General features: G+C 73.0%; 11 protein-coding genes. 3 read left to right on the forward strand and 8 right to left on the reverse strand.

Annotated elements, in window-relative coordinates:
* Window positions 1-69: 69 nt before the first annotated feature.
* Window positions 70-921, reverse strand: coding sequence for a helix-turn-helix transcriptional regulator (locus ABZ860_RS02870; RefSeq protein ID WP_357214115.1), 852 nt, complete (start codon window positions 919-921; stop codon window positions 70-72).
* A 161-nt stretch (window positions 922-1082) separates the two neighbouring features.
* On the opposite strand from ABZ860_RS02870, the gene ABZ860_RS02875 reads away from it, so the two are divergent.
* Window positions 1083-1967 (forward strand): NAD-dependent epimerase/dehydratase family protein, encoded by an 885-nt coding sequence (locus ABZ860_RS02875; RefSeq protein ID WP_357214118.1) that lies wholly within the window; start codon window positions 1083-1085, stop codon window positions 1965-1967.
* Here ABZ860_RS02875 and ABZ860_RS02880 read toward each other — a convergent pair.
* The 4 genes from ABZ860_RS02880 to ABZ860_RS02895 all read right to left on the reverse strand — a co-directional run bounded on the left by ABZ860_RS02880 (window position 1952) and on the right by ABZ860_RS02895 (window position 5309).
* Window positions 1952-3160: a hypothetical protein gene (locus ABZ860_RS02880; protein ID WP_357214121.1), complete on the reverse strand. Its 1209-nt coding sequence runs from the start codon at window positions 3158-3160 to the stop codon at window positions 1952-1954. The two genes, ABZ860_RS02875 and ABZ860_RS02880, sit on opposite strands and share 16 nt — an antisense overlap.
* 21 nt (window positions 3161-3181) lie before the next feature.
* Complete coding sequence (locus ABZ860_RS02885) at window positions 3182-3853, reverse strand: DUF6879 family protein (protein ID WP_357214123.1); 672 nt, start codon at window positions 3851-3853, stop codon at window positions 3182-3184.
* A gap of 106 nt (window positions 3854-3959) precedes the next feature.
* Window positions 3960-4085: a hypothetical protein gene (locus ABZ860_RS02890; protein WP_357214125.1), complete on the reverse strand. Its 126-nt coding sequence runs from the start codon at window positions 4083-4085 to the stop codon at window positions 3960-3962.
* 96 nt (window positions 4086-4181) lie between these two features.
* On the reverse strand, window positions 4182-5309 hold the full coding sequence (locus tag ABZ860_RS02895) for a ThiF family adenylyltransferase (protein WP_357214128.1): 1128 nt from the start codon (window positions 5307-5309) through the stop codon (window positions 4182-4184).
* A 156-nt stretch (window positions 5310-5465) separates the two neighbouring features.
* On the opposite strand from ABZ860_RS02895, the gene ABZ860_RS02900 reads away from it, so the two are divergent.
* Both ABZ860_RS02900 and ABZ860_RS02905 read left to right on the forward strand, forming a co-directional pair.
* Window positions 5466-6440 carry a lytic murein transglycosylase gene (locus ABZ860_RS02900; protein WP_357214130.1) on the forward strand — a complete coding sequence of 325 codons (975 nt, stop codon included), beginning with the start codon at window positions 5466-5468 and terminating at the stop codon, window positions 6438-6440.
* 78 nt (window positions 6441-6518) lie between these two features.
* On the forward strand, window positions 6519-8960 hold the full coding sequence (locus tag ABZ860_RS02905; RefSeq protein ID WP_357214132.1) for a DUF6185 family protein: 2442 nt from the start codon (window positions 6519-6521) through the stop codon (window positions 8958-8960).
* A 14-nt stretch (window positions 8961-8974) separates the two neighbouring features.
* Here ABZ860_RS02905 and ABZ860_RS02910 read toward each other — a convergent pair whose 3' ends face one another.
* The 3 genes from ABZ860_RS02910 to ABZ860_RS02920 form a co-directional block, all read right to left on the reverse strand.
* Window positions 8975-11143, reverse strand: a complete 2169-nt coding sequence (locus tag ABZ860_RS02910) for a glycoside hydrolase family 6 protein (RefSeq protein WP_357214135.1) — start codon at window positions 11141-11143, stop codon at window positions 8975-8977.
* A gap of 352 nt (window positions 11144-11495) precedes the next feature.
* Window positions 11496-12470 carry a CU044_5270 family protein gene (locus tag ABZ860_RS02915; protein WP_357214138.1) on the reverse strand — a complete coding sequence of 325 codons (975 nt, stop codon included), beginning with the start codon at window positions 12468-12470 and terminating at the stop codon, window positions 11496-11498.
* The gene (locus ABZ860_RS02920) at window positions 12463-13062 is read right to left on the reverse strand and encodes an RNA polymerase sigma factor (RefSeq protein WP_357214140.1); all 600 of its coding nucleotides are present in this window, start codon (window positions 13060-13062) and stop codon (window positions 12463-12465) included. The genes ABZ860_RS02915 and ABZ860_RS02920 overlap by 8 nt, the downstream gene beginning before the upstream one ends.
* Window positions 13063-13142: the final 80 nt, after the last annotated feature.

The following is a 13142-nucleotide window of genomic DNA, read 5'->3' on the forward strand; positions in this document are numbered from 1 at the left end:
ACATCACCAAGGTAGCGAATCTTTGACCTCGTGTACAGAATGTTATACATCGAGGGAGAGGAGGGCCCGTCAGGCGTCGGCGGGCACCCGCTCGGCGCCGACGACCTTCAGGAGCTGGAGGGACTCGTAGGCCGGCGACCCGGGCTCGGCGGTGAAGATCAACACCTGCTGCTCCTGGTCGGGCACGGTCAGCACGTCGTAGTCCAGCTCGATCGGCCCGACGCGCGGGTGCCGTACGGTATGGCGCAGATGGCGCTCGATGTGGAACCGCTGGGAGTTCCACAGGCGGGCGAAGTCCTCGCTTCCGGCCAGCAGCTCCTCGACCAGGCTCTTCAGCTCGCGGCTGCCGGGATAGCGGGTGACGGCGACGCGCAGGTAGCTGACCGCCGTGACGACGAACCGCTCCGGGCTGCCCATGCCGTAGTGCCGGCGCTCGGGGTCGGGGTGGAGGAAGTAGCGCCGGATGACGTTGCGCTCCTGGCCCGCTAGAGCGGAGAAGTCCTCGAACAGGGCCGCCGCCAGCGGGTTCCAGGCCAGCACGCCGCAGGTGTCGTCCACGACGATCGCGGCGGCGTCGGTCAGCCGGTTGACCAGGTTCAGCGTGCTCGGCCGCACCTCGCGTACGGGTCCGGCGGACCGGCTCTCCTCCCGCTCCCCGGCCAGGTGGAACAGGTGGGCGCGTTCCTGGTCCGACAGGCGCAGGGCGCGGGCGATCGCGTCGAGCACGCGCCGTGACGGGTGCCGGCCCCGCGCCTGCTCCAGCCGCGTGTAGTGGTCCGCCGAGATGTACGCGAGCTGGGCGACCTCCTCGCGCCGCAGCCCTGGGGTGCGGCGGCGGCGCCCCTCCGGCAGGCCGACGTCGGCGGGGCTGACCTGCTCACGCTTGCCACGCAGGAACTTCGCCAGGCCATGCTTGTCCATGCCTGTGACCGTACGCCGGGAATCGCGTGCACGGCCCGCGCAGCCATGGACTCCTGGTCCCTGGTTGCGGGGGACGGCGCGGGGCGACGGTGGGGTTGGCACCGGCCGGGGGCGCACACGGACGCGCCGCCGGTCACCGACCTCACGGAAGGCATACGAACATGCGGATCCTCATCACGGGTGCGAGCGGCTACGTCGGCGGAGTCGTGGCCGGGCGCCTCGTCGGGGCCGGGCACGAGGTGGTCGCCCTGGCCCGGTCCGACCGTGCCCGCGAGCGGGTCGAGGGGCTGGGCGCGAAGGCGGTGCCCGGCAGCCTGCGGGACCTCGACGCCCTGCGCGGCGCGGCCGCCGCGGCCGACGCCGTGGTGCACACCGCCGTCGACTACGCCGATCCCGAGATGGGCGACATCGAGCGCGAGGCCCTCGCGGCGCTGCTGGGCGGGCTGAACGACGGCGGCGCGTTCGTCTACACCAGCACGGGCCTGGTCTACCCGGACCGGAAGGGCGCGACCGTGGACGAGGACCATCCCGTCGCCCCCGAGACGTCGCCACAGCCCTACAAGGTCCTCGGCGAGCGGCAGGTCCTGGCGGCCGGCCACGTGGCGGGCACGGTGATCCGTGCGGCGCTGGTCTACGGGCGCGGCGGGTCGGGCCTGCTCCAGGGGCTCATCGCCGCCGGCAGGCAGAACGGGATGGTGCCCTACATCGGCGACGGCGCCAACGAGTGGTCGTCGGTGCACGTCGACGACCTCGCGGCGCTGTACGTCGCCGCGCTGGAGCGCCGCGAGCCCGGGGTCGTCGTCAACGCCGCCTCGGCCAAGCGGACCCCGATCCGGGGGATCGCCGAGGCCGTCGCCGGCCTGACCGGCGCCCGGGCCGTGTCGCTCACGCCGGAGCAGGCGGTCGCCGCGATGGGGCCGGCCGTCGGCGTGCTCACCCGTTCGTCGCCGATGGACGCCTCGCGTGCCCGGCGGCTGTACGGCTGGAATCCCGCGGGGCCGGGGCTGATCGAGGAGCTGACGACCGGCTCCTACGCACGGTCCTGATCGGCGGCTCGTTCTGCTCCCCGGCGCAGCGCGCGCCGTACGCGCGGGCCGTGCCTGCGCCACCACGCCCGCGCCCAGAGCACCTGGAACGCGACCGCGGACAGCAGCACCGCCACGGCGTCCAGCTCCGCGAGCGGGCCGGCGGGGACGGCGAGCGCGCCTACGGCCCGGCAGAGCAGCGTCATCGTCGCCGGCACCGTCACCGCGAACGCCACCCCCAGGCAGGCCGCGGTGCCCGCCACCAGCAGCAGGGCGTACGCCCGGAGGGCGCGGCGCTCGCGGCGCGGCAGCCCGGCGAGCGGGTCGGGGGAGGGGCGGCGCAGCAGCCGCAGCACCAGGTGACGGGCGTAGGCGGAGGCGTCGCCGTACATGTTGCGGCACCCGGTCAGGTCCTGCAGCAGGAAGTAGACGTCGGTGCGCATGAACACGAGGAACTGCGTGGCCAGCATGCCGAGCGAGGTCAGCGCGACCAGCGACAGCCCGGGATGGCGCCCGAAGGCGGCGGTCAGGAGGAGCGCGGCCGAACAGGCCGCCGCGTCCGTCGCCATCCCGGCGAGGTAGACCGTCAGGCGGACGCGCCGCGCGGCCAGCCACACGCCGGACACCTCGGTCTGGACGGCCAGGAACTGCAGCCGGGTGCCGAGCCGGATCCTGCCCGGCACCCCGGCGGCCCTGGCGGTCGCCAGGTGGGCCATCTCGTGCAGGAAGATCAACGCCCAGCCGACGGCGATCTGCGACGCGAGCACGAGCGTGCCCCGCTCGCTCCACAGCAGGTCGCGCCAGCCGGGCAGCGTCTCCCGCCGCATCACCGCCGTCGCGATCCCGGCGGCGATCAGGCCGGCGACCAGCAGGTGGAGCAGCGGATGCAGCGTCCACCGCACGTGCCCGGGGCGCAGCCATGGAAAGGTCGGGGGCGCGGCGGGGGCGGCGGCCGGCCCGCCGGGCTCCTCCAGGAAGCCCAGCTCGCCCAGGGCGCGGACGAAGCCGCGGACGTCGAGATCGGCGCCGGTCTCGGCACGCAGCCGCCGTTCCGTCTCCTCGACCGTGGCGCCCGCCGACAGCAGCCTGATGGCCCGCATCCCCTCATAGGGCACCGCGACGAACGCGTCCCCGTCCGGGCGCCCGACGATCCACTGGGCGCCGTCCTGCCGGAACGCGAGATCGCGCAGCCGGACCAGGGCCGGATCTCCCAACGTGGGCCTCCAGGCGCGAAGTCAGGGGCGGAAGGTCCCGGTGTGGTGCGAGTAGCCCGGCAGGAGGTCGCGTGTCCTGGCGGGGATCGCGGGCGGCGGCAGCGGGGCGACCTCCCGCTCGACGTACGTCCGCACGTCCTCTCCCCGGGCGTAGAGCTCCTTGATCGCCGCCAGGCAGGGGCCGACGAGGGCGGGATCGGTGATCCGGCGGGCGCCCACGTGGGCGCCGATCTCGTCGTACAGCACCTCGTAGAGCAGGGTGGGCCCGAGCACGACGATCTCGGGCAGCGGCGCGGTGTGCTCCAGCTCCCGGACGGCGTCCGCGTGCAGCACCCGGGGGCGCTCGCCCGCCGCCGCCCGTACGGCCAGCACGTGCAGCTCCCACTGGAGATAGGGGGTGAGCGGCGTCTCCACGACGCGGATCCGGCGGGCCGTGGGCCGGGTCCGGTAGTAGCCGGCGAGGAGCTCCCGCAGCTCCTCCAGCATGGCGAGCGATCCGTCCCAGTCGCCGGCCATCATCGCGCGCCAGCTCGCCACGTCGGGTTCGAAGAACTCCTGGGCGCGTTCGAGCTTCCACGCCCCGCCGGGGGCCCGCTCGAACTCCTCGGTGAACTCGGCCTGGTAGGCGTCGGCGGGCAGGGCCCGCGCCTCGGCCTGCCGTACGTCGTCGAAAACGGTGCCGGCGTCTGTCACCCTTCCCTCCCCGGGTTCCGGCTGCTGGCTCCCGCCGGCCGCGGCGTGCGGGCGGCGGCCCTGCGTCACCCCTGGGGCACCCCCGCACGCCGCGACCGGCGCTCGGTCAGTTGCCGACGCTGTTGCTGCTGGTCGTGGTCTCGATCTTGTCGAGCAGCCGGATGGTGATCTTCGTCTTCGCCGGCACGCCGGCCTCGTCGACCGGCTCGGCCTCGTGCTCGTTCGTGTTCATCCGGTTCCTCTCTCCGGAGGGGACATGGATGTTCTCGCGAGAACCCGTTCATGATTCGTCCGCTGACTGGAGAAAGTCAAGTTTTCTTTCACTCATTCAGCCGGCGTCGATTTCGGTCATTCCCCGCAATGAATTGTGCTCCGGTTCGCCGGCTCGGGTTCCGCACACCGGGCAGCCGGGGCGGGGCGGATGCCGGACCCACACGTGGTGGTCCGCGGCGATCAGGTTGACCCCCTGGATGGTGCCGACCGGCGGCACCGGCACCCCGGTCAGGAGTCCCAGGAGCGCGTGGGCGACGAGCTGGCCGGACACGCCGGCCGAGGTGGCGATCACGCCGGGTCCGCCGAGGTTCACGGGCGTGCCCGGGCGGCGTCGCGCCTCCTCGCCGCTGCTCAGGCACTCGTAGCAGGCGCCCGCTCCCGGCGCGAAGCACCCCACGGTGACCAGCGGGCCGTTGTATCCGCCGCCCGCCCAGGGGATGTTCGCGGCGGCGCAGGCACGGTTGGCCCACACCCGGATGCCGTGCCCGGTGGGCCGGTCGGCGCAGAGGGCGAGCGCGTCGTAGCCCGCGATCAGGTCGTCCAGCTCGCGCCTGCTGCCGATGCGGCGCCGCTCGCCCGTGACGGAGATGTCGGAGTTGACCGTCCGCAGCCGGGCGACGGCCGCCTCCGCCTTGGGCCGCCCGACGTCGTCCTCGCAGTAGAGCACCTGGCGGTTGAGGTTGGACAGCTCGACCAGGTCGGGGTCCACGCAGTGGATCGCGCCGACGCCGACGGCGGCGAGCGCCCAGGCCGCGTGGCAGCCCGTGCCGCCCAGGCCGAGCACCACGACCCGCGCGGACTTCAGCCGGACCTGGGTCTCCCAGCCGTGGGCGCGCGGCACGACGTCGACCGCGCGGAAGAACGCGTGGTTCCTGCTGTAGCGGTCGAGCTCGCGCTCGCTCAGCCCGGCGGGCGGCACCGCTGAGGCGTCCTCCACATAGCGGGTGGCGGTCAGTTGCTCGACGATCGACGCGGGGTCCGGCAGCTCCGGGTGGGTCAGGCGCAGCCGCTCGGAGATCTCGTCGCGAGAACGGGTGCCGTCCATCAGCGTGAGGGCCGTCCACACCCAGCCGTACGGGTCCGCGATTTCGGCGGCGATCCCGTAAATCTCGCCGCCGATGCGAATGGTGCCGTCCTCGTATCGGTGAGGCCGGTGCTCGAATTTGACGCGGGGCAGTCGCACGTGACGACGATTACTGGGCGATAACTATGCGAGTCAACACCGAATTCTACGAGAGGGAAAAAGGGGGCGGCCGTAAAACGTTCCCATCTCGCGGAAGTGCCGCTTCACCCGCGAGGAGGGGCATGGAACGTCACCGCTGGGCATACGTTGGTGACGATGAACGATCAGCCTGCCGTGATCTCACCGCCGCTGCCGCGCCGCACGCTGCTGGCCGCCGCGCTCGCCGCCCTGGTCGTCCCGCTCGCGGGATGCGGAGGCTCGGCGGGCGAGGCCGCCTCGGTCGCTCCCTCCGCGAGCACGACCCCGCCCGCGTCGCAACGGTCCTCCGCGAGTCCGGAGGGGCCGGCGCCGGAGCCGTCCGCGCGGGACCTGCCCGGGCCGGACGAGGCGGTCCCCAAGGACCCCGAGCGGCTGGCCGGCGCCCTCACCCGTACGCTGGGGCGGCTGCGTGACGCGATCGACGACTGGAGGCGCACGGGCGACCCCGCGAAGGGGGAGGCGCCCGAGCCGGTGGTCCTGCTGTCCCTGTACGAGCAGCGCGTCTACCGTTATCTCGCCCGCAATCCCGCGGTCGCGTCCCGCACCTTCGGAAAGCTGCCGAAGGAGACGGCCGCGCGGGCGCGGGACAACGTGACGGCCATCCGCGACCTGCTCTCCCTCGCGCACCCCGTCAGCGGGCCGATCAAGATCAAGATCCGGCCGCCGGAGCCCGCCGACGCCCTGCTCGCCGGCTTCCGGCGCGCCGAGCGCCGGTTCGGCGTCGAGTGGGAGGTGCTGGCGGCGGTGATGCTCGTGGAGACCAAGTTCGGGCGGGTGCGCTCGCCGAGCTACGTCGGCGCCAAGGGGCCGATGCAGTTCATGCCGGGCACCTGGAAGGCGTACGGCATGGGCGGCGACATCGACGACACCGGTGACGCCCTGCTCGCCGCGGCCAACTACCTCCACGCGTCGGGCGCGCCCCGCGACTACCGGCGCGCGCTGTACGCCTACAACCACTCCCAGGCGTACGTCGACGCGGTCCTGCTGCACGCCCGCCAGATGAAGCGGGACATCAGGAACTACTACGCCTACTACACCTGGCAGGTCTACGTGATCACGACGAAGGGCGAGCGCCGCCTGTCCGGCCCCTGAATACGCGAGGGGCCGTAACCAATGCCGCTTTCCGCGCGACTCATCCTTCGGGGGTCGATCGCGTACGGGAGGTCGGTTGTGCGGCGGCTTACGACAGATGCCGGAACGAAGCCCATCGCGCTGCTCGGTGAGGCCGCGCTTGTCATCGCCGCGGTGCTCGGCCTCCTGGCGCTGAACCCGCGTCCGGCGCTCGCGGACGACACGGCCTGCGGGTTCGGGCCTCCCCGCTCGTCGTGGGTGGAGACGTCCGTGACCGTCGCGGAGCGCGGCCACGACACCACCGTGATGACGAGCACGACGCGGGTCGGCGTCCCCCGCGACTGGCCCGGAGCCGCCGCCCTGCTCGGCGGCGGGAGCGCGGTCGGCTGCCTGCTGCCGGACGGCGGCACGCCGAGCGTCACGATGTCGGCCGACGGCACCGAAGTGGTGGTCCAGAGCACGCAGGAGAGTCGTCTGGACCTGTACGACATCCAAGGGGGCGGGGAGTCCGCCGGGCTGTGGTCGAGCCGCGAGTCCGGCGGAACCCGGTTCGTCGCGCTGCTGCCCGCGTTCGGGGCCATGCCGCCCGGGCTGGCCGGGGCGCGCTGGCGGACCGTTGTCGTCAAGACGCCGGAGTCCCGGGTGCGCACTGTGACGCCCCTGCCGTCGGAGGTGCTGCCCGGCGGCACCTACGTCTGGCGGAACGGCGCCGAACCGCCGCGCGTCGAGGTCGCGCTGTCGTTGTCGGCGCGGGAGGCGTTCCAGCGCTGGGTCGGCCTGCGGGGGCAGAACGTGCTCCTGGTCGCGACCTACCTGGGCTTCGCGCTGCCCTACCTGCTGCTGGCCGGGCTGCTCGTGCCGCTGTATCGGCGTTCGGCCGACCGGGACGAGCGCGTCCTCATCCGGATCACCCTCGGCGCCCTGGCGATGATCACGGCGGCGGAGACGATGCTGGTCGCGGGTGGGCTCACCGGCACGTTGTTCCTGGCCGTCCTGATCGGCGTGCTGGACACGCTGGCGATCCTCGTCGTGGGGGCGCCGCTCTGCCTGGCGGTATGGGGGCTGTGGCGCACCGGCCTCCGGCGGGGCGGCCCGATGCTCGCCGGCGCGGTGCTCGCCGTCGCCGGCAGCCTGGGGATCCTGGCCGCACGAGCCCTGTACGCCGAGCCATGGGGCCCCCTGTGGGTGGCGTCGGCGGTGGCGACCGCGCTGCTGCTCACCGGGGCGGCATGGGCGATCGCGGTCCGCGCCGCCCGCGTCCGGGGCAGGACGCCGCTCGCCGTACGCGTCCTGCTGCGCTGGAGCGTCCCCGGCCTCGCGTTGCTGACCCTGGCCTACGTGGCCCACGCGGTCGTCACAGGATCGCGCTCGGGCGTCCTGCCGGACGAGGCGGCGTCGCCCTATTTCCTGCTGCGTGGCCTCTCCTCCCTGATGTGGCCGCTGGTGGTGCTCCTGCTTCTGCTGCTGCTCCGCCTGCACGGGCGGCGTACGGACTCGGTCGGGCCGTCCACCGTGTGGCTCCTGGTGTTCCTTTTCGTCGTCGGCACGATCAGGTGGCTCAACACGTACGCGGGGATGCCCTTCCCGCTCGCCGGGCTCGTGGGGCTGGCCGCGCTGCCCCTGCTGCTGCGGCTGACGCGACGGGCCGAGGTCGCCGACCCGGGGGTGTCACGCCGCCGGCTCGCGATGATCGTGGACGAGTACCGGGACCTGGAGCAGAGGGAGAAAGGGCTGCGGCGGCGCTGGGCGTCGGGGGAGATCGACGACGCGGAACACACCAAGGAGAACGGGCCGGTCGTCGACCGCATCCGCAGGCTCCGGATGGAGATCGGCCTCGATCCCGACAGGGAGGACGGGCTCAGCCCGCTCGACGTGGCGCTGTCGCGCGGCCCGGGCGTCTCCTGGTGGGCGAACGCGCGGCTCGCCGCCCGGTACGCGTCCTACGTGGGCGCGCCCGCCGCCGTGTTCCTGATCTGGGCCACCTGGAGCACCGACAGCCGGGGGCGCGACGGCTGGCTCGACCGGCTCGGTGATCCAGGTGGGTTCTACGGCCTGGCCGGCGACCTGATCGGCGGGCTGCTGATCTGGCCGGTGGCGGGCTTCGTGCTGGGCGCGCTGTGGCGTCGCCTGCCCGGCAGGCGCGGCTATCTCAAGGGCGTCGTGCCGGTCCTCGCGTACGCCGCGGCGACGGGGGCCCACGCCGTGCTGAACAACGTCATCGGCCAGGCCCCCGTGCGCGGCTCGCTCGTGCGGGTGCTGCTGCTGTTCCTGGTGCTCACCGTCGTCGCCGTCCTCATGGACGCGCGGACCCTCCAGACCCGCCCGGGCGGTCTCGCGTCGCGGCTCACCCCCGTGGCCGTCGTCTACCGGCTCGGCACGGCGGGCAGCGGGATCGCGCTCATCGTCGCGCAGGCGGCGGCCGTCCTCGGCCTGTGGAGCCAGCTCAAGAACGGCATCGACATCACCTCGCAGGTGGACACCTCGGCCCAGGCGCCGATCAGCGGCGACGCGCAGGTGCTGCTGGGCCGGGTGGACAAGTAGGACTCACCACGGGTTCACAGCGCGGGGTAGGCGTTGTTCACCAGCATCGTGAACTGCTCGTGGTGCCAGTCGCCCGCCAGCGGCGCGTCGGGGAGGGCGCCGGTCGGCCGGAACCCGTTCGACCAGGGCGTGAGGGAGCCGTTGGGGTCGCACATGCGGTCGAGCAGCCGGTCGGAGCCCTCGGGCAGGAGCGGTCCGCCCGCGCCGTCCGACTCGCCGGGCCGTTTGATCCACTGGTAGGCGTCCACCCCGGGGGCGGGAGCGGCGACCGGCCGGGCCCCCAGCCCCGCGCCCTTCTGGTTGCACATCGCGGACCGCGACGGACGCCGGTCGACGCGGCTCTGGTCCACATAGGTGTTGACGTCGAGCGAGGTGCTCACGGCGGTGGGCCGGGCCGGCCCGCCCCAGCCGTCGCGGGAGGTGTCGACGATCACGCCGAGCAGGCTGGAGAAGCCCTTGGCGATCAGGGCGCTCCGCATCGCGACGGCGTAGTCCCGTTCGTTCAGGTAGGGGTTCCAGTCGATGAACCTGCTCTGCTTGATCGGCTGGCCGGCCACGGTCTGCTCCGGGTCGGTCAGGAAGGGCTCCTGGAGGGGGACGTAGTCCGCGACGTTCGTGGCGATCCCGTCGAGGCTGTTCAGGCCCGCCGTCGTGCCGCGCACGGTCTCGGTGACGGAGGCCGCGAGCGCGGTGAAGTTCGTCTCCCAGCCGGCCCATCCCGCGCTGCCCGTGTCGAGGTACGTGTAGACGTTGGGCAGGGGCGACAGCTTGTCGAGGGCGTGGCGGATGCCCATCACGTACACGCCCGACTCCGCCGCCTGGCGACACGGGTAGGTGTCCACGCCGCCCACGATGAGGTCGGTCAGGGCACGCGGCTCGATGACCGCCGCGACCCGCAGGTTCCGATACTCGGGCCTGGCCAGGAGGGCGGCGATGGGGTTCACGAACTCCGCCTTGTAGCGGTTGAGGCCGTTGTCCTGCTCGTGCAGCTCGGCGGTGGAGACCAGCGACCGGCAGTCGCGGTCGGGCAGGTCGTGGAGGACGAGCGTGATGTACCCGGCCCCCTGCTCGACGGCGGTGTCGAGATGGTCCTTCAGCGTACGGGCGGCCCCGGAGCCGCCGGTGACGTCCGCGATCCGGTTCAGCCAGACCGCGGTGGGCGTCTTCTTCAGGCCGCGCATCTTCTGCGCGGTCGCGTCGTCCACCTTCGCGGCGGAGGACTCCACGTCGGCCGCCCAGTCCGGGTCGACGTACCCCTTGACGCCGATGAACGGGTTGTCCACCGGCACGTCCCCGCTCGGACTCGGACTGGGGCTCGGACTGGGGCTCGGTGACGGACCGGCGGTGTCGTTGTCCTGCTCGGTGGCGGTCCACAGCACGGCGCTGGGCGCGGTGGCCTGGCTGCTGCGCGTGTCGAAGGTGGCGCTGCCGTTCACCGCGTCGTCGTCCTCGGCGGCGGCCACGGTGAGGGGCTGCGGGACGTTCCAGTTGTCCGGGGTGAAGGACGGGCTGGTGACGATCGTCAGGTCCTTGTCGCCGGACACGTTGGCGGTGCCGACGCGCACCGTGCCCTCGGGCCTGCGGTTGAGCCACACCTGTACGCTCGCCGTGCCTCCCTCGGGCACGGTGACCGTCCTGGGCTCGATGACGATCCGCAGCGGGCCGGGCGACGGGCTCGCGCTGGGGCCGGCGGACGGGCTCTGACTGGGACTGGCGGACGGGCTCGGCGACGTGCCCGGCACGATGACCTGGCAGGGCACCCCGTTGAAGGCGAAGTCCGTGGGCGGCGGGTTGCTCCCGGTCCAGGTGCCGTTGAATCCGAGCTGCAAGGATGCGCCGGACGCCAATGTGCCGTTCCACGGCTCGTTCTCCGCGATGACGTGGTCGGCGAGCTGGGTCCACCGGGCCGACCAGCCCTGCGTGAGCTTCTGGGAGCCGGGGAACGTGAACGTCAGTTTCCAGCCGGTCAGCGTCTCGCCGGTGTTCCTGACGGCGATCGCGGCCGTGAAGCCGCCTGAACCGGTTCCCCACTGGGTGCTCGCGTAGGTCACCTGACAGGTGACCGCGGCGTCGGCGGACGTCGTGCCCAGGACCGGTCCCGCCACTGCCAGTGCTGCAATGGGGACGGCCGCCGCGGCGGCCGTCAGGATCCTGCGGGCGAACCGATGGTGGCCGAAGGGCATGGGCGATCGTCTCCAGGGTGAGGTGACCGGCGCTGGCGTGCCGGCGCCCGTTCCGGTTCGCTCAGGGGGCCGACGCTCCTCAGACTCGGCAATCGCCCGGCTCATGTACACGATTCGCCGAAGCGGAAATATCCCTTTCCATTAAAGATTTCCCGGAATCGCACGGCACCTCGGGAAACGCCGTACGCGATCTGCCGGTCGGCGCCGAATTCGGTGAAATATTCAGGGCCCCGCGGCGCGCCGCAGGGCCGTGTACGCGGCGCCGCAGGGCCGTGTACGCGGCGCCGCGGGGCCCGTACGCGCGCCGCGGGGCCCGTAAGGCTGCCGCAGGGCCCGATCCGGCTGGTCCGGTTCAGAGCCGCTGGCCGGGCCGGTCCACGATGCCGGAGGCCAGCAGGGCGGTCGTCCACGCCGATCCCGCCCGGAAGGCCGGCTCCGGATCGCCGTCGATGTGCTCGTCGCGCCGCCACACCATGCGGCTGCCCAGGTAGCGGTAGGTGCGGGGATCGAGGATGTGGTAGCTCAGGCTGGCGGGATCGCCGCCCCAGTCGAAGCGAATCCCCAGGCCGCGCCGTCCGGCCGCGTCGGCGACGTCCTTCTCGACCACCACCCTGGAAATCTTCATCAGTGCCCGGAACATGGCCCCCTCCAGCTTCGGCGGCATGACCACGTGCCGTTCGAGGTAGAGGAAGATCACGCGGAAGGCCCGCGCGTCCGGGGGCTCGACGTTCTTCTTCACGCCCTCCTCGACCGGCAGGTCGATCCAGTGCCGGTCACCGCTGACGTGGGCCAGCAGGTCGTCCGGGTCCGTGGGGAGCCTGCGCAGCTTCGCGTCGTACTGCTGGGGGGACAGGTCGTCGTCGCCGGGGTCCGGCGGCACGTCGCTGACGTGCATCCGGCCGTCCATGCCATAGCCGGCGGCCTGCTTCCCGTCGTAACGGATCCAGCCTTCCTGCGTCGTGCCGGGGGAGCCGGGATCGTCGTTGGCCTGCTTGTCCAGCGTCCTGGTGTAGTGCCACTGGTCCGGCCGGGGCACGACCGGCCGCGGCCGCGATTCGGCGACCTCGGCCGCCTGCCGCAGCACGGTCGCGGAGTCGAGCCGCACGACCGGAGACCGGGCGACGACGCCGGGCCCGTCCCGCCGGGTGGCGATCACGACGGAGGCGGCGCCGCCGAGGGCTCCGGCGAGCAGCAGCCGCCGGCCGAACCGGGGGAGGTGCCAGGCGCGGAGGCGGCGCAGCAGTCGCGCCCTGGCGGAGACCAGCCACTCGGGGCCTGGCTCGGGCACCTCCGCGCGCATCTCACGGAGCAGTCGCAGGTCATCCATCGAGGGGCTCCTCACTTGTCGCGGTGGGGTCGTCGCCGCCGAGCGCCGCGCGGGTCTTCGCCCGCGCCCGGTGTAATCGCGAGCGCACGGTCCCGACCGGTATGTCCAGCGCCCTGGAGATCTCCTCGTAGGTGAGGTCGGCCCAGGCGACGAGCAACAGCACGTCCCGGTCACCCGCCGACAGCCCGGCCAGCGCCTCGGCCAGGCCGCGCTGCGTGCCCTGTGCGGACACCCGCTGGTCGACGCGGTCGGCGTACGGCTCGGCGACCTCGTCCACCCCCGTCCTCGCCAGCGCCCGGTAGAACCGGATCTCCGTACGGCGGTGCCGTCCGATGAGGTTCGCGGCGATGCCGTACAGCCACGGGCGGGCGTCCGGCTGGGTCAGGTCGTAGCGCTCGCGCTTGCGGAAGGCGGTCAGGAACGTGTCGGAGACGACGTCGTCGGCGAGGGACGCGCCCAGACGGCGGGCGACGTACCGGTGCAGGGCGGAGGCGTGCCGGTCGAACAGGTCCGCGAAGGCCTCGGGGTCGCGCCGGGACCGCCTGATCAGCTCGGCGTCGTCGACGCGGTCGGGTGGTGCTTCGGGGATCACGTGGGGGCTCCATCCATCCGGCTACCCGCTTTCACCCGATGAGGGGGAATGAGTTCGTGGCCGGTTGGAGCTTTCCCTCG

This window comes from Microbispora sp. NPDC046973, assembly GCF_040644495.1.
GTDB lineage: Bacteria > Actinomycetota > Actinomycetes > Streptosporangiales > Streptosporangiaceae > Microbispora.